Source organism: Chryseobacterium sp. ISL-6 (assembly GCF_018613715.1).
Taxonomy (GTDB): domain Bacteria; phylum Bacteroidota; class Bacteroidia; order Flavobacteriales; family Weeksellaceae; genus Chryseobacterium; species Chryseobacterium paludis.
Genome location: NZ_JAGGPT010000007.1, coordinates 332,273 through 357,437 on the forward strand (window position 1 = coordinate 332,273; position 25,165 = coordinate 357,437).

The 25,165-nt window shown below is 34.1% G+C and carries 23 protein-coding genes; 9 read left to right on the forward strand and 14 right to left on the reverse strand.

Annotated elements, in window-relative coordinates:
• Positions 1-51 precede the first annotated feature (51 nt).
• The 4 genes from J7E44_RS17160 to queA all read right to left on the reverse strand — a co-directional run bounded on the left by J7E44_RS17160 (position 52) and on the right by queA (position 4,227).
• Entirely contained in the window at positions 52-960 is a 909-nt protein-coding gene (locus J7E44_RS17160) for a hypothetical protein (protein WP_214831636.1), read from the reverse strand.
• A gap of 117 nt (positions 961-1,077) precedes the next feature.
• Positions 1,078-2,001, reverse strand: coding sequence for a sterol desaturase family protein (locus J7E44_RS17165; protein WP_214831637.1), 924 nt, complete (start codon positions 1,999-2,001; stop codon positions 1,078-1,080).
• Between the two features lie 73 nt (positions 2,002-2,074).
• Complete coding sequence (gene rlmN / locus J7E44_RS17170; RefSeq protein WP_214831638.1) at positions 2,075-3,109, reverse strand: dual-specificity RNA methyltransferase RlmN; 1,035 nt, start codon at positions 3,107-3,109, stop codon at positions 2,075-2,077.
• Positions 3,110-3,177: 68 nt separating this feature from the next.
• On the reverse strand, positions 3,178-4,227 hold the full coding sequence (gene queA / locus J7E44_RS17175) for a tRNA preQ1(34) S-adenosylmethionine ribosyltransferase-isomerase QueA (RefSeq protein WP_214831639.1): 1,050 nt from the start codon (positions 4,225-4,227) through the stop codon (positions 3,178-3,180).
• A 178-nt stretch (positions 4,228-4,405) separates the two neighbouring features.
• Between queA and J7E44_RS17180 the strand changes: the two genes are divergently transcribed.
• The 5 genes from J7E44_RS17180 to J7E44_RS17200 all read left to right on the forward strand — a co-directional run bounded on the left by J7E44_RS17180 (position 4,406) and on the right by J7E44_RS17200 (position 9,957).
• Positions 4,406-5,098 carry an AIM24 family protein gene (locus J7E44_RS17180; RefSeq protein WP_214831640.1) on the forward strand — a complete coding sequence of 231 codons (693 nt, stop codon included), beginning with the start codon at positions 4,406-4,408 and terminating at the stop codon, positions 5,096-5,098.
• Positions 5,099-5,166: 68 nt separating this feature from the next.
• On the forward strand, positions 5,167-6,702 hold the full coding sequence (locus J7E44_RS17185) for a M61 family metallopeptidase (protein WP_214831641.1): 1,536 nt from the start codon (positions 5,167-5,169) through the stop codon (positions 6,700-6,702).
• Positions 6,703-6,813: 111 nt separating this feature from the next.
• Positions 6,814-7,887, forward strand: coding sequence for a serine hydrolase domain-containing protein (locus tag J7E44_RS17190; protein ID WP_214831642.1), 1,074 nt, complete (start codon positions 6,814-6,816; stop codon positions 7,885-7,887).
• Between the two features lie 133 nt (positions 7,888-8,020).
• Positions 8,021-8,944 (forward strand): nucleotidyltransferase family protein, encoded by a 924-nt coding sequence (locus J7E44_RS17195; RefSeq protein ID WP_214831643.1) that lies wholly within the window; start codon positions 8,021-8,023, stop codon positions 8,942-8,944.
• Positions 8,920-9,957: a phosphotransferase enzyme family protein gene (locus J7E44_RS17200; protein WP_214831644.1), complete on the forward strand. Its 1,038-nt coding sequence runs from the start codon at positions 8,920-8,922 to the stop codon at positions 9,955-9,957. The genes J7E44_RS17195 and J7E44_RS17200 overlap by 25 nt, the downstream gene beginning before the upstream one ends.
• Positions 9,958-10,277: 320 nt before the next feature.
• Here J7E44_RS17200 and J7E44_RS17205 read toward each other — a convergent pair whose 3' ends face one another.
• Positions 10,278-10,769, reverse strand: coding sequence for a DNA-deoxyinosine glycosylase (locus J7E44_RS17205; protein WP_214831645.1), 492 nt, complete (start codon positions 10,767-10,769; stop codon positions 10,278-10,280).
• A gap of 89 nt (positions 10,770-10,858) precedes the next feature.
• Complete coding sequence (locus J7E44_RS17210; protein ID WP_214831646.1) at positions 10,859-12,853, reverse strand: S9 family peptidase; 1,995 nt, start codon at positions 12,851-12,853, stop codon at positions 10,859-10,861.
• A 121-nt stretch (positions 12,854-12,974) separates the two neighbouring features.
• Here J7E44_RS17210 and J7E44_RS17215 point away from each other — a divergent pair, with 121 nt between their 5' ends.
• Positions 12,975-13,841 carry a T9SS type A sorting domain-containing protein gene (locus J7E44_RS17215; protein WP_214831647.1) on the forward strand — a complete coding sequence of 289 codons (867 nt, stop codon included), beginning with the start codon at positions 12,975-12,977 and terminating at the stop codon, positions 13,839-13,841.
• Positions 13,842-13,902: 61 nt separating this feature from the next.
• Here the strand turns inward: J7E44_RS17215 and J7E44_RS17220 are convergent, their stop codons facing one another.
• Positions 13,903-14,247, reverse strand: a complete 345-nt coding sequence (locus tag J7E44_RS17220; RefSeq protein ID WP_214831648.1) for a phage holin family protein — start codon at positions 14,245-14,247, stop codon at positions 13,903-13,905.
• A 270-nt stretch (positions 14,248-14,517) separates the two neighbouring features.
• Between J7E44_RS17220 and J7E44_RS17225 the strand changes: the two genes are divergently transcribed.
• Complete coding sequence (locus J7E44_RS17225) at positions 14,518-14,778, forward strand: hypothetical protein (protein WP_214831649.1); 261 nt, start codon at positions 14,518-14,520, stop codon at positions 14,776-14,778.
• A gap of 335 nt (positions 14,779-15,113) precedes the next feature.
• Here J7E44_RS17225 and J7E44_RS17230 read toward each other — a convergent pair whose 3' ends face one another.
• Complete coding sequence (locus tag J7E44_RS17230; protein ID WP_214831650.1) at positions 15,114-15,536, reverse strand: PaaI family thioesterase; 423 nt, start codon at positions 15,534-15,536, stop codon at positions 15,114-15,116.
• 313 nt (positions 15,537-15,849) lie between these two features.
• Positions 15,850-17,970, reverse strand: coding sequence for a type IA DNA topoisomerase (locus J7E44_RS17235; protein ID WP_214831651.1), 2,121 nt, complete (start codon positions 17,968-17,970; stop codon positions 15,850-15,852).
• A 206-nt stretch (positions 17,971-18,176) separates the two neighbouring features.
• On the opposite strand from J7E44_RS17235, the gene J7E44_RS17240 reads away from it, so the two are divergent.
• The gene (locus J7E44_RS17240) at positions 18,177-19,256 is read left to right on the forward strand and encodes a sensor histidine kinase (protein ID WP_214831652.1); all 1,080 of its coding nucleotides are present in this window, start codon (positions 18,177-18,179) and stop codon (positions 19,254-19,256) included.
• Positions 19,253-19,963, forward strand: a complete 711-nt coding sequence (locus J7E44_RS17245; protein WP_214831653.1) for a LytR/AlgR family response regulator transcription factor — start codon at positions 19,253-19,255, stop codon at positions 19,961-19,963. The genes J7E44_RS17240 and J7E44_RS17245 overlap by 4 nt, the downstream gene beginning before the upstream one ends.
• A gap of 25 nt (positions 19,964-19,988) precedes the next feature.
• Here J7E44_RS17245 and J7E44_RS17250 read toward each other — a convergent pair whose 3' ends face one another.
• From J7E44_RS17250 to J7E44_RS17270, 5 genes are all read right to left on the reverse strand, one after another.
• Positions 19,989-20,915 carry a sterol desaturase family protein gene (locus tag J7E44_RS17250; protein WP_214831654.1) on the reverse strand — a complete coding sequence of 309 codons (927 nt, stop codon included), beginning with the start codon at positions 20,913-20,915 and terminating at the stop codon, positions 19,989-19,991.
• Between the two features lie 162 nt (positions 20,916-21,077).
• Entirely contained in the window at positions 21,078-21,371 is a 294-nt protein-coding gene (locus J7E44_RS17255) for a GNAT family N-acetyltransferase (protein ID WP_214831655.1), read from the reverse strand.
• Positions 21,372-21,576: 205 nt separating this feature from the next.
• Positions 21,577-22,113: a hypothetical protein gene (locus J7E44_RS17260; RefSeq protein ID WP_214831656.1), complete on the reverse strand. Its 537-nt coding sequence runs from the start codon at positions 22,111-22,113 to the stop codon at positions 21,577-21,579.
• Between the two features lie 5 nt (positions 22,114-22,118).
• On the reverse strand, positions 22,119-23,576 hold the full coding sequence (locus J7E44_RS17265) for a hypothetical protein (RefSeq protein ID WP_214831657.1): 1,458 nt from the start codon (positions 23,574-23,576) through the stop codon (positions 22,119-22,121).
• 2 nt (positions 23,577-23,578) lie between these two features.
• Positions 23,579-25,105 (reverse strand): hypothetical protein, encoded by a 1,527-nt coding sequence (locus tag J7E44_RS17270; protein ID WP_214831658.1) that lies wholly within the window; start codon positions 25,103-25,105, stop codon positions 23,579-23,581.
• Positions 25,106-25,165: the final 60 nt, after the last annotated feature.

Consider the following 25,165-nt stretch of genomic DNA (forward strand, 5'->3'; position numbering starts at 1 on the left):
ATTATTAATATTCACAAAGATAATTTTTTTCGGGTAATTTTAGTAGAAAATTCAATCTTTGAGTTGTTCTTTTGGAATAAAATACAGACTCTGCTTTACGGTTCCTAATGGATATCTGAATTTTTCACCTGAAATATACAGTCCTCGATCATCTACTGCTATTCCTTCGATTTGCCCAACAGAGGTAGCACTTCCTAAATAGTAGTGTCTGGGTTTTTCTTTAAAAAAGACTCCAGGTTCTGTTTCCTTAAAAATATCCAGAAAAACTTCTGTTTTTTTTGTATAACCCACTAAGTAAAGTTTTTTATCAAAATAGGAAGCATCCGTTACTACAAAATCAGTTTTATATGTTTCAATTTTCTCAGCTTTTTGCTGTTCTGAAGTTCCTGGATCAACAATATAATGTGATGTTGCTTTTGCAGCCCATTCTTTAGTAAAAATATGCAATTTACCATTCAAATAGATCATTGCTTCCGCATCGAAGTCGTTACTGGTATTTTTTGAAATAAATTCTTTCTGTTCAGGATAGTAAAAAGAGATCTTAACGCCATCTAAAGTTCTTTCAGAATCTGGAATTTTAGAGGTATTAATCATAACAAGATTTTCATAAGGAACTTTGTAAATCGTAAGATCTTTTCTGGTTCCTGTATTGTTTCCAAAATCTCCGATATAAAAGTTTTCACCATCATTGGTTAGTGCTTCCCAATCTTTATTAATTAAATTAGTTTTGAAAGTCTGAATAATTTTCCCATCATTTTTATCTATTTCAAAAATTTCCGGTTTATTACCGCTGTCATTGAAAGTATAAAGTTTTCCATTGAGTAAATTCAACCCTGAAGTTTCCTGAACCTGATCTTCAAGAAAATTGATTCTGTATTTTTTTATTTTAAGAAAATCGGCCTGCTGAGAAAAAGCAGCTTGAAAAACAAAGACTGTAAAAATGAGGATAAACTTTTTCATTGAATAAAAATACGGTTTTCACTGCAATAGATTGATCCGCAGTTTAAATTAAATCTATGAAAAATAAGTTTTAGCTAAAGCCAATTTAGATAGACTATATCACAATCTAATAAAAATTCATGCCGACTTCTGTTGCTTACGTGCTTTCTTCTCAAAATAATCTTTTTGATACTGTCTTACTGTTTTCCCCGTTCCATCGTGTCTCCAACCCGGAGAGTTGAAAATATAATTAATCCTGTCCGAAAATTTTAATCCAGGCTGTTTGATATCTTTCCAGATTCTTCTCCATTCATATAATAATACCGTATCAGGTCTGTTATCGGGCATCTTAGGATAAATTCCATATTTTACAGGTGTATCCGGATCTTCTTTTTCAAAAGTTCCGAACATTTTATCCCAGATGATGAGGCACATTCCCATATTCCTGTCCAGATATTTAATGTTGCAGGCATGGTGTACACGATGGTGCGATGGAGTGACTAAAATATATTCTAAAAATCCCATCTTTTTGACAGTCTGGGTATGAACCCACGTTCCATATACCTGTCCAATAGCATATACCACCATGATATGCCATGGATTAAAACCTAAAAAAGCCAACGGTGAAAAGTATAAATATCTATAAAGGGGTTGTAAAACAGGACTTCTGAATCCCGTGGTCAGATTAAAATATTCTGAATTATGATGGGTAATATGCACAGCCCAAAAAGCTCTGGAATGATGATCAACATAATGAAGCACATAATACGCAAAGTCAGTGATCACAAAACAGATAAGCCAGTACCAAACTGTAAAATCCCAGGAAAAAAGTCGGTGATTGTAAAAGAAAAACATCACTCCCATTGCAAAAACCTTCATTATCAAATCCAAACCGAAGTTCATCAATGCCAAATAAACGCTTGTTGCTACATCTTTTTTATCATATAGTTTAGCCTCGGAAACATGGCTATAAATCATTTCAGCTAAAATTACAGTAGCATGAAATGGAATTGCCCAGGCATAGACATTTTCTAATCCATCTTCACCCAAAAAGTAATTCATTGTTACTAATTTTTGTACAAAGGTAGGATATTATAAAAGTCAGAAATCGGATTGAATTATTTTTAATGAAATTTTAATCGGTAACCTTATTGGCTAATTGTCCACATGCAGCATCAATATCTCCGCCACGGCTTTTTCTGATCATTACAGTAATGCCGGCATTTTCAAGTTGACGAACATAATTTTCTTCTGCCTGTTTATTGCATTGGTCATATTTACCATCACCGATCGGGTTATACTGGATAAGGTTAACTTTAGAAGGAACTTGTTTACAGTATTTAATTAAAGCTTTAATATCTTCATCACCATCATTGATCCCTTTCCATACACAATATTCAAAAGTAATTGTATTCCCTGTTTTTTTGTACCAGTATTGAAGTGATTCCATAATATCAGTTAATGGAAACTTATCTGAAAACGGCATGATTTCATTACGTTTGGCTTCTATTGCCGAGTGAAGTGATAAAGCCAGCTTTACCCGTAGGTCATCATCCGCCAGCATTTTGATCATCTTAGGAATTCCTGAAGTTGAAACAGTAATTCTTCTTGGAGACATTCCCAGGCCTTCAGGTTGAGTAATTTTTCGAATCGCTTCAACTACATTTTTGTAATTCATCATTGGCTCCCCCATTCCCATAAAAACAATATTCGTAAGAGGCCTGTCAAAATACATTTTACTTTGACTGTCGATTAGAGCGACCTGATCTACAATTTCAGCAACTTCAAGATTTCTCATTCTCTTCAACCTTGCCGTAGCACAGAATTCGCAATTTAATGAGCATCCTACCTGTGAAGAAACACAAGCTGTCGTTCTCGTTTCTGTAGGAATTAAAACGGATTCCACCATTAAGCCATCGTGAAGCTTCACCCCATTTTTAATAGTTCCGTCTTTACTTTTCTGAAGTTGGTCAACGGATACTGGATTAATGGTATATTCTTCGGAAATTCTATCACGAAGCTGTTTCGAAAGATTCGTCATTTCATCTATAGAATGGAGGTTTTTACTCCACAACCAGTCATAAACCTGTTTCGCTCGAAACGGTTTTTCTCCTAAAGTCAAAAAATAGTCTTTAAGCTGATCTAGTGATAAAGTTCGGATATCTTTCATTGTAAGGTGGTGATCTTAGGTTGAAGGTTGCAGATAACTAATACCTGCAACCTATTACCTAGTATCTTTTATAAAATTAACATTGCATCACCGTAAGAATAGAATTTATACTTTTCTTTTACGGCTTCCTGATAAGCATGCATTATAAAATCTCTTCCTGCAAATGCAGCAATCATCATCAATAATGTAGACTTTGGGGTATGGAAGTTGGTGATCATTGAATTGGCAACTCCAAAATCGTGAGGCGGATAAATGAACTTATTTGTCCAACCGTTAAATGCAGAGATCTTCTTGTTTGAAGAAACTGAAGTTTCTAATGCTCTCATTGTTGTAGTACCTACAGCACAAACTCTTCTGTGTGCATCTACTGCTTTATTAATGATATCAGCATTTTTCTCATCGATGATGATCTCTTCAGACTCCATTTTATGCTTAGAAAGATCTTCCACCTCAATTGGATTGAAGGTTCCTAAACCAACGTGAAGGGTAACTTCTGCAAAATCAATTCCTTTGATTTCCAATCTCTTCATTAAATGTCTGGAGAAATGTAAACCCGCAGTAGGTGCTGCAACAGCTCCTTCAATTTTTGCATAGATCGTCTGATATCTTTCAGCATCTTCAGGCTCTACTGCTCTTTTGATATACTTTGGAAGCGGTGTTTCTCCTAATTCTTTTAATTTTGTTCTGAATTCTTCATAAGAACCGTCAAACAAAAATCTTAGTGTTCTTCCTCTGGAAGTTGTATTATCGATAACTTCAGCAACTAAAGACTCATCTTCAGTAAAAAACAGTTTATTACCGATTCTTATTTTTCTGGCTGGATCAACCAATACATCCCAAACGCGAGTTTCCTTATCAAGTTCTCTTAAAAGGAATACTTCGATTTTAGCCCCTGTTTTTTCTTTATTTCCATAAAGACGTGCTGGGAAAACTTTAGTATTATTGAAAATAAATAAATCCTTCTCATCGAAATAATCCACTACATCTTTAAACAACTTGTGCTCTATCGTTTCTGTTTTTCTGTCAAGAACCATTAGTCTGGCATCATCTCTGTGCTCTGATGGATGTTCTGCCAATAATTCCTCAGGAAGGTCAAAATTAAAATCGGATGTTTTCATTTTTTTAAATTACGGTTTAAAAATTATTGAAATTACAAGTGTAATTTTCGGTGTGCAAATATACGACATTGAATACCCCTTTGTCAAGCTTTATTTAATAAAGCTGTTAAATGGTTAATATTCACTATACGTTTCAATGCAAAAAAACTGTAATTTGGCCATCTAAAAATTATTAATTATGAGCAAATATTCATTAGAAGCATTCGTTAATGAAACTAAGGAAAACCCACAGGAAAGGGATTATTTTGAACTTGAAAAACCTCAGCTTTTAGAGATCAATCTTAATAACCAATCGGTTTGGACCAAAAGAGGAAGCATGGTTGGATATATAGGAAATATTAATTTTGAAAGACAAGGTATGATGTCTGGAGGATTAGGAAATCTCTTAAAAAAAGCAATCAGTGGTGAAGGAACCAAATTAATGAAAGCGGAGGGTACTGGAAAGCTTTATGTGGCAGATTCAGGGAAAAAAGTTCGCATCCTTCATTTAAACAATGAATCTTTATGTGTAAATGGCAATGATGTTTTAGCACATGATCAAAGTATAAAAAGTGATATTACCATGCTAAAGAGTATCGCAGGAATGATGGCAGGTGGATTATTCCAGGTTAAATTATCGGGAACGGGACATATCGCTATTACCACTCATGGTGAACCGTTAACACTTATGGTAACTCCAGACAGCCCTGTTTTTACAGATCCTAACGCAACTGTTGCGTGGTCTGGAAATCTAACTCCTGAACTGAAAACCAATGTTTCATTTAAAAGCCTGATGGGAAGAGGTAGCGGTGAGGAGTTTCAAATGAAATTCTCTGGAAATGGCTGGGTTCTTATTCAACCTTATGAAGAAGTATATACTGTAGAAAAATAATACATTTAATATAAACATTTCGTGTAGTTAAACTCCTTATTTTTGTTAAACATTAAAACAAAAACAAAATGGGTAATCTTCTAAAAATATTTTTTTTGTTGATTCTTTTTCCTATCGTTATTATTGCCCAATCATCAAAGAAAAACTATGAATATAATATAGATCTGCTTCATATGAAAAATGATGAAGTTATGGTTTCTTTTACTCCACCTAAAAACAATCTGGAAAAAGGGAAATTTATTATACCCAAACTTGTTCCCGGATTTTATCAGGCTATGAATTTTGGGCAATCTGTTTCCGATGTTATTGCGACTGACAAAAATGGAAAGAAAATACGAACGGAACGTTTAGATAAAAACAGCTGGATGGTGAATGACCTGAAACATGTGAAAAAAATATCATACCTGGTTACAGATGGTTGGGATTCTTTACAACAAAATACTGACGGAGCAAAATCTGCGGGCAGTACTTTTAAAAAGGATAGTGTTTTTGTCATCAACTATAATTCTTTAGTAGGCTACTTTGAAGAAATGAAAGATGCTCCTTATGAAATCAGTATTAACAAAAATAAAGATTTTTATGCTTCCTCCGCATTGGATTATAAAAAGAAAAATGATAGTACTGATATTGTTTGGGCAAAGGATTACCGGAAATTAGTAGACTCACCTGTGCTCTATTGCGTTCCTGATACCACGTGGTTAAAAATAGGAACTACTGAGGTGCTCGTATCATTTTATAACAATAAAGAGCGACATTATTCCCAAAAAATAGCAGATCATATAAAGACTATTTTAGAAAATCAAAAAGCTTACTTAGGAGGAAAACTACCTGTTGACAAATATGCCTTTTTGATCTATTTTGAAACGTCAAAAGAAAGGGGATCTATTGCCGACGGTCTTGAACACTCGAGGTCTACAGTCTGCCTATATCGTTCCGGGAATATGAACTTTTTACCGGATGCTTTAAATAGAGTTGCTGCACATGAGTTTTTTCATATTATCACACCACTCCACATTCATTCGGGAGAAATCCAGCACTATGATTTTTTAAATCCTACCATGTCAGAGCATTTATGGCTTTATGAAGGTATGACAGAATATGCAACCATACATATGCCTATCAAACAAAAGATGATCAGTCTGGCAGATTTTGAAAAAAAACTGGAAGAAAAGATACAGGGTATGAAGGAGTTTGATAATACATTATCTTTTACGGAACTGAGTAAAAATGCAATGGAAAGACAAGATCAATATATGAATTTCTATCAAAAAGGACCACTACTCGGATTATGTTTAGATATAAAACTACGCGAACTTTCTGGCGGAAAAATGGGTACTCAGGATCTTATGCAGCGGCTCATGAAAAAATATGGCGAAGATAAATATTTTAATGACAATGATTTATTCGATGAAATCACAAAAATGACTTACCCCGAAATACGTACATTTTTCAAGGATTTTATAGAAGGTACAAAACCTATTCCTTTGAAAGAATATCTTGCAAAAGTAGGTTTCACCTATGATGAAACCACTGGAAAGATAGGTACTTTAGTAAACCCTGATTCAAAACAGATTGCCTTGAGGAAAGCATGGATCGATCAATAGGTTTTCAATATCTATACAAAGATTGATGACATCACTTCTCTGTTATACATCCTTATAGAAAAACAACCATAACTTACTCTTAACAACTATCCTTAATAAAACCTGTGTATTATGAGAAATATACTAACAAGCCTGCTTTTATTAGCAATAAATATCACTCATTCACAAATCTCAAATGTTGAGAAAGTGATTGATTCCAGTGTGAAAGATGATAACTTTAACGGAGCTGTTTTAGTAGCTCAAAATGGCAAAACTGAGTTGCTTACTTATAAAGGCTTATCAAACAGACACTATAACATCAATTTCTCAGATGATACTAAATTCCATATTTTTTCTTTAACTAAATCATTTACTGCAGTAATGATCATGCAGCTTTATGAAAGAGGAAAAATCAATCTGGATGTTCCTATTGCTACTTACTTACCGGACTACAAAGGTGAGGCGGCAAAGAAGGCAACAATAAGAAATTTGTTAACTTACAGTAGTGGTAGATTCAATAAAGATCTAAGCTCCCCGGAATTGATCCATCAGGCTTATGATAATACGATCTGGAATCTGGATGACTTTATTACTACCTTTTTGTCTGAAAAGCTTATTGACAAACCCGGTACAAAGTTTAACTACAATAATGGAGATTATATCCTTCTTGGAAAAATTATTGAAAATATCTATGGTAAATCCTATGAAGAAGTTTTAAAAGAACAGGTATTAGTTCCTTTAAAAATGAACAACACTGGTCTGCTGCATCATAATGATATCATTCAGAATATTGATGATGGTTATACAGGTGCAGATTCTGACGCATTTGCACTCCATACACCTACCAATACCTATATAGATAATTTGTATGCTGCAGGAGGCATGTATTCTACACCAAAAGATCTTTTGATCTTTGATCAGGCCATCTTCAATCATACTTTATTAAAAAAAGCTACTGTAGATACTATGCTCACCCCTTATAAAGAGCTTGGTGAAACTGCTTTTAGCTTTTGGGTTTATCCTAAAAAATTTGGTAATATCAATACTTTATTTGTAGAACGCCAGGGTGAAGGTTATGGGCACAGTTCAAATTGGGTACATTTACCAGAGAAAAATCTAACCCTAATTATATTATCAAATACCAAAGATATTAAATACCTCAACAAAATGAGAGAAAGGATAATTAACGCCTATTATGGACAATAATCTGTTAAAATAAATTCTTAAGTTAAAGAAACTACCCATTTCTGTTGGGATTTTAATATTTTTAAAACCTCAACAATCTATAAACAGGAGAATAGATTGTTGATACCTTGATTTTACAAAAGGTTAATGACAGATGAATTCTAAAAAAACACTTCTCATATTAGCCGGTGGCTTAGGCAGCCGGTATAAAGGACTTAAACAAATCGATGGAATATTGGATAATGGCTCTCCTATTCTTGAATATTCTATTTACGATGCATTAGCGGCTGGCTTTAATAAGATAGTTATTGTTATCAATCGTTTTATTCCTGAAAGCTATATAGAAAGGCTGGAAAATATTTCTGCTAATAACAATTTTGAATTGCATTGGGTATATCAGGATATCGACCAGTATGTACCTGGTAGCTTTGATCATTCATCCAGAGAGAAACCCTGGGGAACAGGACACGCTGTTCTCTGTGCTAAAGAATATATCCATGAACCTTTCGTTATGATCAACGCAGATGATTTTTACGGAAAGGAAATTTATCAGCTGGCTTCAAATGAGATTGATCATCAAAAGATTTCAAGTTCACAGTTTGAACTTATTGCCTACCCCATTTCTACAACATTAAGTGATAACGGTACAGTAGCCCGTGGGATATGTACAATGGATACTGAAAGTTCCCTGATAAAAGTGGAAGAACAAACTTCTATCCGAAAAGAGAATGAAACCATTATCTACACGGACAACGGGAAAAATATTGAAGTAGATCCAGAGACTTTGGTGTCTATGAATTATTTCGTTTTTCATCCAATCATCTTTGATTTACTGGAAGTTTATTTTAATAATTTTATAAAGTCTGATCCACAGCCCAACCAGGAATTTTATATACCCGCTGCTGTACAGAAAATGAAGGATGAAAAAGGAATCAAAATATTGGTCAAGACTTCACCTTCTCAATGGATAGGGATGACTTATTCCGGTGATAAAAGTATTTTAAAAGATTATCTTGAAACAGAAATTCAAAACCATCAATATCCACAAGATTTATGGAACTTAATCGCATTATCTTAAAATTTATTGACGCTGAAGATTGTATGGTCAGTCCGATTAGTAATGGATTGATCAATACGACCTATCTTGTAGAAAACAATCAGACTCAGGAAAAATACATTCTGCAGAAAATCAACACTGAAGTTTTTAAAGATCCTGAACGGATCATTAATAATCATCTTAAAATAAATAAAATCCTTCAGGAAAATGATTATCAACTTTACATTGCAGAACCTGTTTCCTCCTCTTCAAAAGAGTTCTTAATAACGGATGAAAATGGCCATCAGTGGCGAATGACTGGATTTATAGACAACAGCATTACTTTTCTTACTGTCCCTTCTGCAGAAACAGCCTTTAAAGCAGCTCAGGCTGTAGGTTATTTTCTTAGTATGATCAATAATACCACAACTCTTCCTGTTATTGAGGATCCTTTACCTGATTTCCTCAATTTTGAAAAGAGAATTTTAGATTATAAAATCTCATTAGAAGATGGAACTTCTGCTTTAAAAGAAAGTGCAAAAACTGAAATAGCATTGATGAATCAATTATTGGAGTTACCTCATCAATGGATCCAAATGCAAAATAATGGTCAACTGCCCAAAAGGATCATTCATGCAGATGCGAAGATCAGTAATATTCTTTTTGATCAGAACCATGATCCAATGGCTGTAATTGATTTAGATACTACAATGATTTCTACTATTCTGTATGATTTTGGAACTATGATTCAGTCGTATACCAATACTACTAATGAAGATGACGGAACAGCAAAAGATAATTTTAATCCCAATATTTTTAAGTCTGTGAAGGAGGGCTTTTTATTTCATTTAAAGGATCAACTGACTTATGAAGAGTTTGAAAATCTCGATTATGCAGCCCAGGTTGCCATATATATCCAGGGACTCCGTTTCCTTACGGATTATTTAAACGGGAGTACCTATTACTCCATAAAATATCCTGAGCATAATCTTGACAGAACGAAAAATCAGTTGGAGCTGTTGAAGGGATTAAGAACTTATTTGAAGTTTGATTAATTTACACAATAATCTGACTGATTTGCAAGAAACTAAATTGTTTTAAAATTTTTGTTCTTTTTTGAAAGGTTCTCCATACACTTTTCTCCATTTCATTACGAAAAATACTCGAACTGACGGTAAATCAATATTTGCAGGTACATAAAAGTTGAATAGACAACGTCACTTCGAGTAGATTTTGAAAAAAACGTATCGAGAAGTTTTTAAATACTAATTACCTTGCGAATGAAAAACTTGATTTCTATATTGTGCATACTTTGAGAAAGATAAAATACAATCAAAATCAGCGTTATCTGCTTGATTCGCGAGAAGCTAATAATCTACTCTAAAAACTCCAGGATTATCACCCAGTCTTCCAGTTTCTTCTCATATGAAACGGTATGCAGAGGACTTGTTGAAGGAAGTAAGATAATGGGAAGTTTATAATCTTTTCCTAAAGCTTTTTGCAGGTTTTTATACGATTTTCCGCCATTACAAAAAATCACTTTTACATTAGGATATTCTTCCAGAAGCTCTGCAATCTGATTAGCTTCTTCATTTCTGATTTCGGAGTCAAGGCTGCCTTTTCTTTCGCAGGAATCGATAACATCCCAAAGTGCAATGTGATGTTTCTTTAGCGTCTCCATTCTTTTTGTATAATCTTCTGTAAAATCCTCACCGAATAGTTCAAAGATGATCTTCCAGAATTTATTTTGCGGGTGGGCATAATACTGTTGCATTTCTAAAGACTTCACACCGGGAATAGAACCTAAAATTAGAATTTCAGACTGAATATCAATAAGCGGAGGAAATGAGGAAATACGGTTTTGCATGGTTCAAATATATAAAATTTGGCTAAAGCCGTTGAATACTTTACAATAAAAAAACGGGCTAAAGCCCGTTTCTATTGATATTTTATTTTTTATAAAGTCTCTTTCAACCAATCAAAGAATTCTCTTTGCCATACCAATCCGTTTTGTGGATGAAGTACCCAGTGGTTTTCGTTAGGGAAATATACTAATTTAGTTTTAAGACCTCTCAATTTTGCAGCCTGGAAAGCTTCCTGTCCTTGTTCATAGGGAACACGGTAATCTATTCCACCCTGGAAGATCATAATTGGTTTATTCCATTTTTCAACAAAGTTACTAGGGTTGAATTCGGTATATGCTTTTGGCATAGGTTTTTCCCATGGAGAACCCAGATCCCAATTAGCGAACCAAAGCTCTTCTGTTGTTAGATACCAAGATTTCATATCAAACAATCCATCATGAGCAATAAATGTTTTGAATCTGTTATCATGAATTCCAGCCAGCATGAATACACTGTATCCGCCATAACTTGCTCCTACAGCTGCAACTCTTTCTCCATCTACATAGGGTAAAGATTTAGCATAATCTGTAGCTGCCAAATAATCTCTCATTGGCTGTCCACCCCAATCTTTAGAAATCTCCTCATTCCATTTCGTTCCCCATCCTGGCATTCCTCTCCTGTTTGGTGCAACCACAATATATCCATTTGCTGTCATTAGGGCAAAGTTCCATCTTACACTGAAAAATTGTGTCAATGCAGATTGAGGTCCTCCCTGGCAATATACTAGTGTTGGATATTTTTTATTAGGATCGAAGTTTGGTGGATAATGGAACCATACACCCATTTCTTTTCCATCTGTCGTCTTTACCATTTTCAATTCAGATTTTCCCTGAGCTAATTTTGCATAGGTATCTTTATTAGCTTCTGTGATCTGCTTCATTTCTCCGTTTTTAACGTTTACAGAGAATAAATCTGTAGCATGGTTTACATCAGTTCTTCCTACTAAAAGTGTATTTTTAGTATCTGCAAAAATTTCATTCACATCAAAATCACCTTTCGTGATCTGTTGCACTTTTGCATTTTTAGGATCTATAGAAAATAACTGTTTTGTTCCTCTAAACGCTGCAGTAAAATAAATCGTTTTGGAATCTCCACCCCAGAAAACATCTCCAGAAACACTTTCATCCCAACCTTTTGTAAGGTTTTCTATTTTCCCGGACTTCCAGTCCATGATTTTTATATCATTTTTATCGGCTTCATATCCATCTCTTTCCATACTTTGCCAAACCAATGATTTCCCGTCAGGACTGAATTTTGGATTAACATCATAACCTTTATTTGTCTCTGTTAGGTTCTTTGTAGAACCAGAAGCTATATCATAGGCAAAGATATCTGTATTGGTACTTGTTGAATATTCTTTTCCACTTTTTGGCTTAGTAACATACAATAGCTGTAAGGAATCCGGGCTCCAGATAAAATCTTCAGTCCCCCCGAAAGGTCTCTGCGGAGAATCCCAGGTCTTTCCTTCCAATAAGTCTTTTGATGATTCCACTTTATCTGAAGTATTGACTACAAAAACATGGTTATATTTCCCTTCATTGTAGTAGTCCCAGTGTCTGTGGTTCAAATCTGTATAAACCTGTGCCGTGGTTTTTGGGGTATCACTATATTTATCTTTCCCCATTACTTTCTCAACCAAAACCTGTTTGCTGAAAGCTATTCTCTTTCCATCTGGAGAAATTACAATATTATCAGCTTCTCCGATCGTATAAAATTCTGTCCAGGTTTTCCCATTGTCTTTAGAAAGAAAGATTTTATCTCCTTCCTGTGCGTAGATCCCATTCTTATCCCACTGAATAAGTGATTTTTTACCAAGGTCTATTTTTGAAGACTGATTATTAAGAACATTAAGAAAATAGTTCTCATTTTTCGTTTTTTCTGTTTTTAGATCTACCTGTCCTACTTTGTAAATAAGAGAAGACTGATCCGGTGAAACGGCCTGTACTCCCACTTTTTTCAAAGTCCAAAGAATTTCAGGTGTCATTAACTGTTGTGCATTCATTAAAAGTGGGGCTGCTAAAGCCAGCAGACTGTACTTAAGTTTCATAAATTCCTGTTTAAATCAAAGATTGCCAAAGGTATGTAAATGTGTTTAAAATTCAAATTAAAGAAGTAGTTATAATTTGTATTTAATTAATTTTACGTTTAACTATTAAAAACTAATTATCATGAAAAAAATTTTACTTATTACGTTATTCTTTTCATCTTTTTTTCTTTTCTCACAAATAAATATGATTCCTGGAGGTACCCATTATAACGACACCTATCAGGTAACAGTTTATGGAAATGGAACAATTTACTACACTACAGATGGTACTACTCCTACATTGAGCTCCAATTCCGGGGTTAATAGTTTGTCGATTACAATCGATCAGAATAAAGAAATTAAAGCATTTTTAGTGAACGGACAAGGAAGTACTTCAGCTATATTCACCAGAAAATATTACACTGGAGTGATCCCGACAGCAAATATTTATTTTAAAGTTCCTTCAAGTTGGACAAACGGAAGTTGCGCAATGATCGATATGGTAAATCCTAATTCAGTTAACGGTTTTGTCATTGATAATATCTGGCCTGGATTTCCAATGATCAACACAGGATGCGAAGGCTGGTATAAGCTCATAAGAAATTTCGAAAATGCCAATGTAAGTTTCAATAATTGCACTCCATTTTCAAATATCCCTACCAGTATCAGCACCAATGTAATTCCAGTGGGAAGTACGATATATTACGATTTTACCAATGGCGAAATTAGCAATCCTCCTTCGTGTCTCTTTTTAAATACCGATGAAACCAAAGAAAAGAATATTACGCTGGTAAAAGTTTACCCAAATCCGGTTTTTGATGTTTTAAAAATCAACAGCATTAAAGATTTTAAAGACTATGAAATTATAGATACCAGTGGAAAAGTGATATCTAAACATCAGATTTCTACCAACGAAATCTCTATCAGTCATTTAACCTCAGGAAATTATTTTATAAAATTAAAAGATCAGCAAGGAAATGTCATTTTCTTAAAATTCATCAAAAAATAAAATAAAAATCCGTCAGTTAAAAACTAACGGATTTTATTCTGATATGGCTATATTCTATGGCTTAATCACCATCTGAGAACATAGAGTTTGCCAGAGAGGTAATAAGAGAAAGGGCAATACTGAAAATAAGTGCCCACCAGAAACCGTCTACTACCATACTGTCTATGAAATAATCAGCAAGCAGGATGATTAATGCATTAATTACCAAAGCAAACAATCCTAACGTAATGATTGTTAATGGAAGTCCCAAAAGACTTAAAACTGGTTTTACGATCAGGTTTAAAAGACCTAAAACAATGGCGAAAATAATCGCAGTTGAAAAACCTTCAAAATGTACTCCCGGTAAAATTTTTGTTAAAAGGAACGCAACGATTGCAGTTACCAGTAATCGGATAATTAAGTTCATATGATTATTTTTAATAGTTCCTAAATACTTATCAAAACTCATTCCATATAGTTCTCTCAGGACTATTGATAAAAGCTTTTGTAATTAAAATTAAAAAATATATGCTCTAATATTTCTGTTTTCAATGATATAGGGAAAACATCTATTTTTTAAAAATGGGTATTTCCCCTTTTATTTTATAGGATTGAAATCTGGAACTTTACTTCAATGAAATACTAAAAACACTGAACCAACAAAAATTATTAACCCAATCATTTAAAATTTCACATCATGGAAGCTCCAGAACCAACCAATCTTGCCAAAGGCACACGAGTGAGTGCAGGCGAAGCCAGTCTTTGGCATATTCACGAAGAACATATAAAATATGGCTCTATTCAGGAAACAAGAGTTAATTTACGTGGCAGGACTCTTATAAAAATAATGGAAAAGCTAGCTGAAAACGCTGGAATTAATGGTCCTTATATTCGGTCTCAAAGACAGATTGAAACTTATCAGGAATGTATCGATTATATTAATGAACATTATGATTAATCAATTTTTAAAATGATGAAATTGCCTAAGGAATACTTAGGCAATTTGTTTAAATCAACACCTACACGCTTATATTAGCAAAAGTTTATTTTCCAGAAAGTATAAAGGCTCTATAGATCAGTTCAGTATTCATTACAATCGTTTGTTCCGGGGATGATTAGGAGTGTTATAATTTAGCACACAAAATAAATATTCCTTTTTCATATCTACAGAGTATGCGGTTTACAAAAAAGAAAACCTCGAGGACGAATGGGATATGGGGCATGTTTAATCCTGTTGGAAATAATGCTTACCTGTGGTTCTCTGTTCAGGCTTATTCTTTCTAGGATTCCAGATTATTTAAGTCTCATCATAGTAACCAATGAAGTGGCTACATGACTTTCAGAATTCTCACTCTCATCAATTGCATAGATTTCTGTTCTTATAACACTTATCTTACCTCCACCTTTTACTACATAAGATTTTGAAACCAATGCATCACCCATCGCCGGTCGTAAATAATTAACTTTAAGCTCTATTGTTACCACGTAGCAATCTTCTTTATAATTACTCACTGCAGCATAGCCAGAAGAGACATCTACTAAAGAAGCAATCATTGCTCCATTGAACATTCCCGCTTTCCTGGTCATCATTTCCATCTTCGGAATTTTAATGGACACAAAATCAGTTTCCACTTCAAGAAGTTCTGCTTTATAGAATTTTAATGTTTCGGAACGGTTGAAACTATCTGTTATAAGTTGCCTTTTTTCTGGTGTCATGGATTGAAATATGATTCTGACAAAGGTAAGGAAAGGATTGAACTTTTAATTGTATTTTCAACCACAAAAGGCATAAAAGCTTATAAACACCTAAGTTATTTTAAATTTAATATGCTGTATAAGAAATACACTCAAGTTGTAAAAATCAAAGATTTTTTGTTAATGTCCAATCCATTTTTATCAAAGATAAAAATCCTTGCGCCCTAAAAAACATACGCACAATAAAAAAATTGTGTCCTGGCGTTTAACGAAAAATTTTATTTTGAGGTTTCTTCACCTTCGGTTCTCAATGACTAGGCATCGTAGTAGTGTGTTAATTTAATTGTACCGTGAAGTCATCAGATAATGAAAGAACGCCTTCTGTTATGGTATTAGGATGACTGCTGAAACCTTTTAATTTTGAAGTTTTTCCTTTTAAAATAAGATCGAGAAGTTGTTTTTCAGACAGTTTTTTTCCAAAAAGTTCAAATGGTATTTTAAACCCACAGTTCTTAAAATTAGAACAGCCCACAGCTGTATTTCCTTTAAACAGATTATGTTCTTTACATTTCGGGCATTTTGTTTCCTCCCAGGATTGAAGTTCTTTTTTTACAGCAGGCTCTCTTTTCTTTTTTTCCACCACTACCTCTTCTTCCTGTAAGGTGATCACCTTTCCTTTTCCGTCGACCACTTTTTTTGTCAATTCGGAAACCATCTGAATCAACTCTTCTTTAAAATGATTGGCTTCATATTCCCCGCTTTCAATTTTACGAAGTTTTAATTCCCATTCTCCCGTTAACTCCGGGCTTTTAAGAAGCTCATCCTCGATAGTATCAATCAATTGAATTCCCGTTTGGGTAGCATACAGATTTTTTCTTTTCTTTTCAATATATTTTCTTTTGAAAAGAGTTTCTATAATATTCGCTCGTGTTGAAGGTCTTCCGATACCATTATTTTTCAACAATTCGCGAAGTTCTTCATCTTCGACTTGTTTTCCGGCAGTTTCCATAGCTCTTAGAAGCGTTGCTTCCGTATAAGGTTTTGGCGGCGAAGTCTTTCCCTGATGGATCATAGGATCGTGGGGGCCTGTTTCTCCAACAGTGAATTCAGGAATGGTCTGCTCTTCCTCTTTATCTTTTTCTTTATCAGTAGGTTCTTCTTTTGCATCTTTAGCATACACGGCTCTCCAGCCAGGTTCAAGAATCTGCCTTCCACTTGTTTTAAAAGGAATTGTTCCCACTTTTCCCTCTACCAAAGTGTTTGAAATTTTACATTCAGGATAAAAAACAGAAATAAAGCGTTTAGCAATAAGATCATAAACTAATTTTTCCTCTCTGCTTAAATTTTGTGAAGGTGGAACTTCAGTTGGAATGATCGCATGGTGATCGGTCACTTTTGCATCATCAAAAACTGCTTTAGATTTTGGAATCGGCTGCTCTAATAATGGAGAAATAAGCTCCTGATAAAAATACATTTTCTTAAGAATACCTTCTATTTTCGGATAAAGGCTTTCCGATAAGTAGGTAGTATCCACACGAGGATACGTCACATGTTTTTTCTCGTAAAGACTTTGAATATATTTTAGGGTGCTATCTGCAGAATACCCATATTTTTTATTGGCTTCCACTTGGAGTCCTGTCAAATCGAAAAGTCGTGGATTCTTCTCTTTTCCTTCTTTAATCTCAAAAGAAACGATCTCAAAAGGATTAACTTTAAGATACTCCAGACCTTTTTCAGCACGGTCTAACGTTTTTAATCTATCGATCGCCGCATTGAAAATAACATCACGGTATTTGGTTTTTAGTTCCCAGTATTCTTCGGTGTTAAAACTGTCGATTTCTTTCTGACGCTGAACCAACATTGCCAAAGTTGGTGTCTGCACTCTTCCTATGGAAAGAACAACTTTATTATTGCCAAATTTCTTGGTAAAAAGTCGGGTTGCATTGATTCCCAATAACCAATCCCCTATTGCTCTTGCATTTCCTGCTAAATAAAGATTCTTATAGTCATCAGCAGGTTTTAATTTTTCAAAACCTTCTTTAATAGCTTCTTCGGTAAGCGACGAAATCCATAAACGTTGAATGGGCTTATTGCATTTAGCCTTCTGTAATACCCAACGCTGGATTAATTCTCCTTCCTGCCCGGCATCACCGCAGTTAATCACCTCATCACATTCTTCAACCAGCCTTTCTATTACTTTAAACTGATTTTCAACCCCCTTATTGGGGATTAGTTTTATCCCAAATTGACTAGGGATAATGGGTAATAAAAACAGATTCCAGGATTTGAATTGTGGTCCATAATCGTGGGGCTCCTTAAGGGTACAAAGATGTCCGAATGTCCATGTTACACAATAGCCGTTTCCTTCCATATAGCCTTGTTTAGGTGTGGTAGCACCTAATACTTTGGCAATATCTCTGGCAACACTGGGTTTCTCGGCAATACAAAGCTTCATGAATATTCGGGATTATTGAAAGGGCTGCAAAATTCGGGATTTTTTTTGGATTTTCCGGAAAAAGTTATGAGCGGAGTTTATTGAAAAGCAAGTAAGCCTTGACAAATAAAGATTCATAATCATTTTATCATAAGGATAATGTACCTGATCAATTTGTATCTAAATATTGTCAATTAAATTTTGTAGTTTTGGTTAAGAAGTTTTTTATGGATCTTTTACAAGATAAAAATGACAGCTTCACTCACAGTGAGATTGGTAAACAGGCATTTTGGTATGACTTCATTGTCTCCTTAAAATATCGCTGGCATAGGCGCATAGCTTTGCTTCTTCTTTTTGGACTTCTATTCCTAACTTCAAAAGAGAAAGAATATATTGGATCCTTAGATATCTATTTAAATATAGCCTTTGTCCTTTATCTTTTAATTTTAATTTACCTGAATGTCTATGTTCTGATCCCAAAACTATTAACCAAAAGTAAAATATTCCTATACATTCTCAGTCTCATTGCACTGGCTGTTTTTACTTTCACTTTAGTGATGATTTTTGATCAGGTATTTTATGAATATAGGATTACAAAGAATGGGAAAACAACCTTCTCTTTTGTGAGTCTTCTTCATTTTACTCTTTCCTTTAATATTATACTTGCCTCTACTACAGCCATAAAACTCTTTCAAAATTGGCTGAGGACCCGGGAGAATTTTTATAAAATGCGGGAAATTAATTTTCAAAATGAACTGGCTCTTCTAAAGAATCAGATTTCTCCCCACTTCTTATTTAATACCCTAAATAACGCCAATATCTTAATTGAAGATGATCCAAAGCTGGCCTCATCATTAATTTTAAATCTTTCTGAGTTACTTCGGTATCAGATTTATGACTGTTCCGAAGAATCTATTATTCTAAGTTCGGATATCCACTTTTTTGAAAACTTCCTTTTTATAGAATCTTCGCGAAGAGATGACTTTGAGTATGAAATTTTGGTAACCGGAGAAAAACATGATATTTTAATTCCCCCATTACTTTTTATTCCCTTTATAGAAAATGCTGTAAAACACAACAACAGTTATCAAAAGGCATTTATAAAAGTTCATTTTCATTTAGAAAACAATATTTTGCATTTTACCTGTGTGAACTCTAAAAGATCTGATGAATCAACTGTATATAAAGGAGGAATAGGACTTACTAATATCAAAAAAAGACTTGATCTACTTTATCCTGGTAAGCATCAACTTATTATTGACAATAAACCTTCATCATTTTTTGTAGATTTAATTTTAGAACTATGAACTGTATAATTATCGACGATGAACCTATTGCAAGGCAGGGAATGTCAAAATTCATTAATAAAGTCCCTGAGCTCATCCTTAAAGGTATCTTTAAAAATACTGATGAAGCTAAATCATTTTTGGATGCTCACGATGTTAATCTCATTTTCTTAGATATACAAATGCCCGGTATTAATGGAGTTGAATTTGCCAAAACACTTTCTAAAAACACTCTGGTGATCTTTACCACAGCACATATTAAGTATGCTTTAGATAGTTATGAAGTAGATGCTATTGATTATCTGGTAAAGCCAATCCGTGAAGAACGTTTTTTTAAAGCTGTAAATAAAGCTTTGGAGTATAATTATTTTTTATCAGACTCTTATGAAAAGGGGCAATACAAAGCTTCCGGAGAAAATAGTATCCTGATACGGGCAGACCGACGGGATTACAAAATTCTTTTTGGTGATATTCTTTATATCGAAGGGATGAAAGACTATGTAATTATAAATCTTAGTTCAGGAAAACTTATTACCGCGATGAATCTTAAGACAGCACTTTCTAAAATTCCAGAAAATTTATTTGTGCGGATCAGTAAATCCTATATCGTTAATGTTTCACATATTACAGCAGTAGCCAACCATGCTGTATTTATTAACGATATAGAATTACCTCTTGGAATAAGCTATAGAAAATATTTTATGGAATTTTATAAGGGAAAATCCTGATTTTTACAGCTCAATTCATAAGTGATCAGAATATGATATATTCTTTTTGTTTTTCCCGATATTCTTTTTGATATTGTTTCACCGTTTTTCCTGTACCATCGTGTCTCCATCCCGGTGGATAAAAGAGATATTTTACCCGATTCTTAAAAGAAATTCCAGGCTGAGTAATATCTTTTCCTATTCTTCTCCATTCATAAAAAAGGACGGTTCGGGGATCTTTAGATTTTATTTTCGGATATATTCCATACTTTACAGGTACTTCAGGATCTTCTTTTTCAAATGTTCCAAAAATCTTATCCCAGATGATCAACCCCATTCCCATATTACGATCCAGATATTTGATATTACACGCATGGTGAACGCGATGATGAGAAGGTGTAACCAAAATATATTCTAAAAACCCCATACTCTTAATCGTCTGGGTATGAATAAACGTACCATAGATCTGGATTAAAGAATAAGCCAGCATCACATGCCATGGATTGAATCCTAAAAATGCTAAGGGAGAAAAAAACATATACCTGTACAAAGGCTGAAATACCGGACTTCTAAAACCTGTAGTAATATTAAAATAATCCGAGTTATGATGTGTTATATGTACCGCCCAAAAGACACGGGAATGATGGTCTACATAATGATGGACATAATACGCAAAATCCTGGGCAAGAAACACTGCAATCCAGTACCATATTCCAAATTCCCAATCGAAAATCCGATGCTCATAAAAGAATAGCATAACAAACATTGAAAAGCCTTTCATTATGATATCCAACCCATAGTTTAACAGAGCAAAAAAGACATTAGTAGCGACGTCTTTGGTTTCGTAAAGCTTTTCTTTATTGAAATGGCTATAACCCATTTCAATAAAAATAACTACAATAAAGACAGGAACGGTCCATTGCCAAATAACTTCCTGTCCATGGTCTCCAAAAGTTTTATTAAAATCAAACATTTTTTTCTGCGAAGCTATAGAGTATGAACATTGGAAGTTTTTTTTTTAGATGAAAGTCACTTTTTTTTATACATCTAATATACTTACAATCACCTTAATAATTGATACAAAAAAAAATAAAAATGTACTATTTTTATTTTTTTTTGCAGGTCATTCTCCTTTTTAATCTTTCAACCATACATCATTATATTGCTCAGGATGACGTTTGAACTGAGCAAAAACATAAGGACATAAAGGAACTATTTTAAGATCATTTTCTCGTGCATAAGAAACAAGTCTTTCCAGTAGTATTTTCGCAAAACCTTTTCCTTCGTGCTCAGGATTTACTTCTGTATGATAAACAGTTAATTTTTGTCCAATCACCGAAATATCCATTTTCCCCACTTTTTGATCATCAGAAAATAACTGAACTTCTCCTCTATTGTGCGTATTGATAACAACTTCTGTTCTTTCCATTTTTATTTTTTTTAAACTAATTTTTAATAAAATAAAGATATCATGTTTAACAACAACAATAAATATCCTATGATAATTTCTACCTCCTTCTTTTTACCAGTTTTTCAAAGCCTTATCTATCTTATACAATAACAAATCCCTTTTAAACTTAAAGTTTAAAAGGGATTATCTTTTGAATTTCTAATACATTATATTAGAATCAAGATTACAATTGTGGAGTATTGATTACGATAAGTTCCAAATCTCCTTCTTTTAAAAGTGTTCCGTTACCTACTCGCATTGAGTCTACTTTGAAACTTGAATAATAGATATTTGGTAATTTAAACCAAAGATAAATATGAGAATCTGTACCAACATATTGACCAGCTATAATAGCTGTGCTTGCAGCCACATAAGTCTTATTGTTCATCAATGCTCCGGAGGGCTGGTAACAATATCCTACCCAGGTTACATCAATAATGTCACCATTCTGATAATTATACCCGGATGCCCGGATGTGAAACATCTTACTATCCGTATTTGTTCTATAAGGCATTTTCACATGGAAAATCTTATCGGTATTGTACTCGGTAGTAAAAAACTTAAGAATTCCTTCTCTTGTACTTCCTACATCTTCTGATCTTACAAATTCAGGATTATCGAGATGTACATAGCTGTCAAGAAGATCTCCAAACTGCTCTTCTGTAGGCCTTCTACCTGCCTGAAAATATTCTTTTAATCGTGTAATTATTTTTTTTGCCATGATGACTAATTGATTAGAGTTTTTAATTGTTCTATTTCTTTATTTTGAGAAATCATGTAAAGCGTAAGTTCTTCAATTTTTTGAAGTAGCTTCATCTGAAAGTCCCCAATTTTAACACCATCTTTGATCATTGTTTCACCGGATGGAATTTCCGGCAGATGTTTATTTTCTTTAATATAAGATTCCAATTCTTGTAAATCAGGCATGTGGTAATCAGTTCTGATTGGAGAATAATTATCATAATACTTCTGAAAAACATAATCTGCTGGAACATTCATATCAACAATAACATCTTCAACATGAATTTTTCCTTTTACAGTAAGTTTCTGATCAGGATTCATTGTTCCTATTCCTACATTTCCAGCATCTCTATTTAGGATGACATCATTTCCAAGTGGATTAATATGAAGTGGGGTTGATGCATGACTCTGTATCCAAGTATATTGTCCACTACATCCGAATCTCAAATTTACCTGAGATACATCTCCTAGTATTAAAGTTCCTTCCTGATCCGGATCACTCAATTCTGAAACAACATTCATTTTTCCATAAGGATTCATTGTTCCTATTCCTATATTCCCCTTAGGATGTACACATAGTCTTACAGCAGCATTGGTAACAAAATTAATTGCTCCAAAAGTATCACTCAACCCATTATTTACAATATTAAAATCACTATAGGTACCATATCTGAACCCTGAACCGGTATATCCAGAATTGACTTCCAAATCAGCACTTGAATGATATTTGATGGTTAACTTATTACTTCCACCTGCAGCTTCATTTCTATCAAATAAACCTGAAATGTAATTATTGTCGCCCTGTCCAACTGGAGCTTTCACATGGAGCTTTGTTTCAGGCAATGATGTTCCTATTCCCAAATTATCATTATAATGGATATAATGTGTTCTCTGCCCTATAAGAGTATTAGTGTAGATATTAGAAAGTTTCACCTCACTAAAATCCTGCGTATCGAAAGGGCAATGATAAGTAATTCTGATATCATATATATTCCCTGAATGATGAGTGTGATAAATAGTTATTTTATATTGATTAATATTAGCATCCCAGACTATATCTCCAATATAAATATGATTAATAATAGGACCTCCCGCCTCCACTATTCTTGAGGTAGGCGTATACCACACTGCATTATCCGGATTAGATCCCACCTGAAACAGTTTTTTGATATTTCCGACCGTATTCGTGTACATCCATGTTCCCACAATTTCTATTTCAAGAGACCCTGACATTCCTCTGTTTCCCAAAAGAATATCCACAGCCTGATCAAATACATCGTTAGGAAAGTCAACATCTAGTCTTTTTTTTATGTAATTCTTAGGAAACAGTTGTGAATCTTCCAAATTGGCAAAGCTATCCATTACGTCACCAAATTGTGCTTCTGTAGGTCTCTTCCCTGATTTAAAATATTCTTTTAATTCTGTTATTGTCTTTTTTGCCATGATTAATCTGTTTTTAAAACATCAATCTCCTTTTTAATTGAGATCATGTATAATGTTAATTCTTCTATTTTCTGCAGTAGTTTGATTTGGAAGTCTCCTACTGAAAGTCCATTATCCATCATCTCTTTTGCAGAAGGAATTTCTGGGAGGTGACTTTTTTCGGAGATGAATTTTTCAAGATCACCAATCTCCCTTAAATTATAATCGGATGCAAAGACATGATCCGCAGTAGGTGTCGCAGTAATCACTACATCCTTTGCTTCAATTTTACCATATAGAGCCATATTACCTGCATCTGATAAAAACAATCTTGGTCCAGATGATCCATCTGTAGAATAATTCCAGAACTGCAATCCATTACCATAACCTCCTGTCATATTGTAGATTGCCCATTTATTAGCCGTACCAAATGCTGTTTTGGTTGGATTTTGTAAGAGAAGAGCACCTCCTTCATTACTACTAACTTGTGATGCTATAACTCCCTGCACATCTAGTTTCTGCTGTGGATTATCAGTACCGATTCCGACATTTCCATTCGGGATTATTCTCATAAGTTCTGACATCGCAACAGGAGAATCCTGGGCAACCTTTTGATAACTGGAAGACAAAAATCGAATACCATCGTTACCAGCAGTTACAGCGGTCTTATAGCTAGGATAAGATCCACTACTTGACAGCCAGCCAAAAGCTGTTGTATTATCTGCTTTTGCACCATAACTCATATAGGTTTCCGCATTACTTCTTAATGATCCCCAATTATTGACGGAACCATCTTCATAACGGATAGAAAACGCATTGACTCCTGTTGTGCCATCAGTATTGCCCACCAAAATATTTCCCCAGACATCTAGTTTAGATCTTGGATTACCTGTTCCAATTCCTACATTTCCATCTGTGTTAACCTTCAATCCTATTTTAGCACTTTCAGATGAAAAAAGATTTCCAACCCATAAATCCCATTCATTTGTCATGGGTTGGCGGTCTACATTCTCAGTAGTATTTCCTCGGTTGTCTAAAACATTCCATGCCTGATTTTTATTAATAGATCTGACTTTAACAACTAACTGCATTTTTTGTTCTGAAACACCTAGTGTCTTCAGGGCTCTGATTCGAAATTTTGATAGCCCTCCATTAACATCTACGGTAAAGCATACATTTGTACTTCTATCAACATAATTATTCTTATTTACAGCCCCACACTCTCTCCAAATATTTTGATTATAATGTGAAGTTGCTGCAATATGAGTAGCCGCTGAAGCAATATTTCCTCTGGTATATGCAATAGATATTTCATAAAACCCTGATGCATTAGCAGCTACAGATTCAAATCCGACAAATTCTATATAATCTCCAATTTGATAGTTCTCAGGGAATTCAAGCTTAACATTATACTCAGATATTTTTAAATTTCGAATGCTCTCATCATCCAAATGCACATAGCTATCGATCAAATCCCCAAACTGGCTTTCTGTTGGTCTCTTTCCTACTTTAAAATATTCTTTTAAGGCTGCTATTGTTTTTTTTGCCATAATTTTGTTTTTTCATGATCAGTCCCTCCTCCCACATGGTTGGGAGGAACTGACTCATTT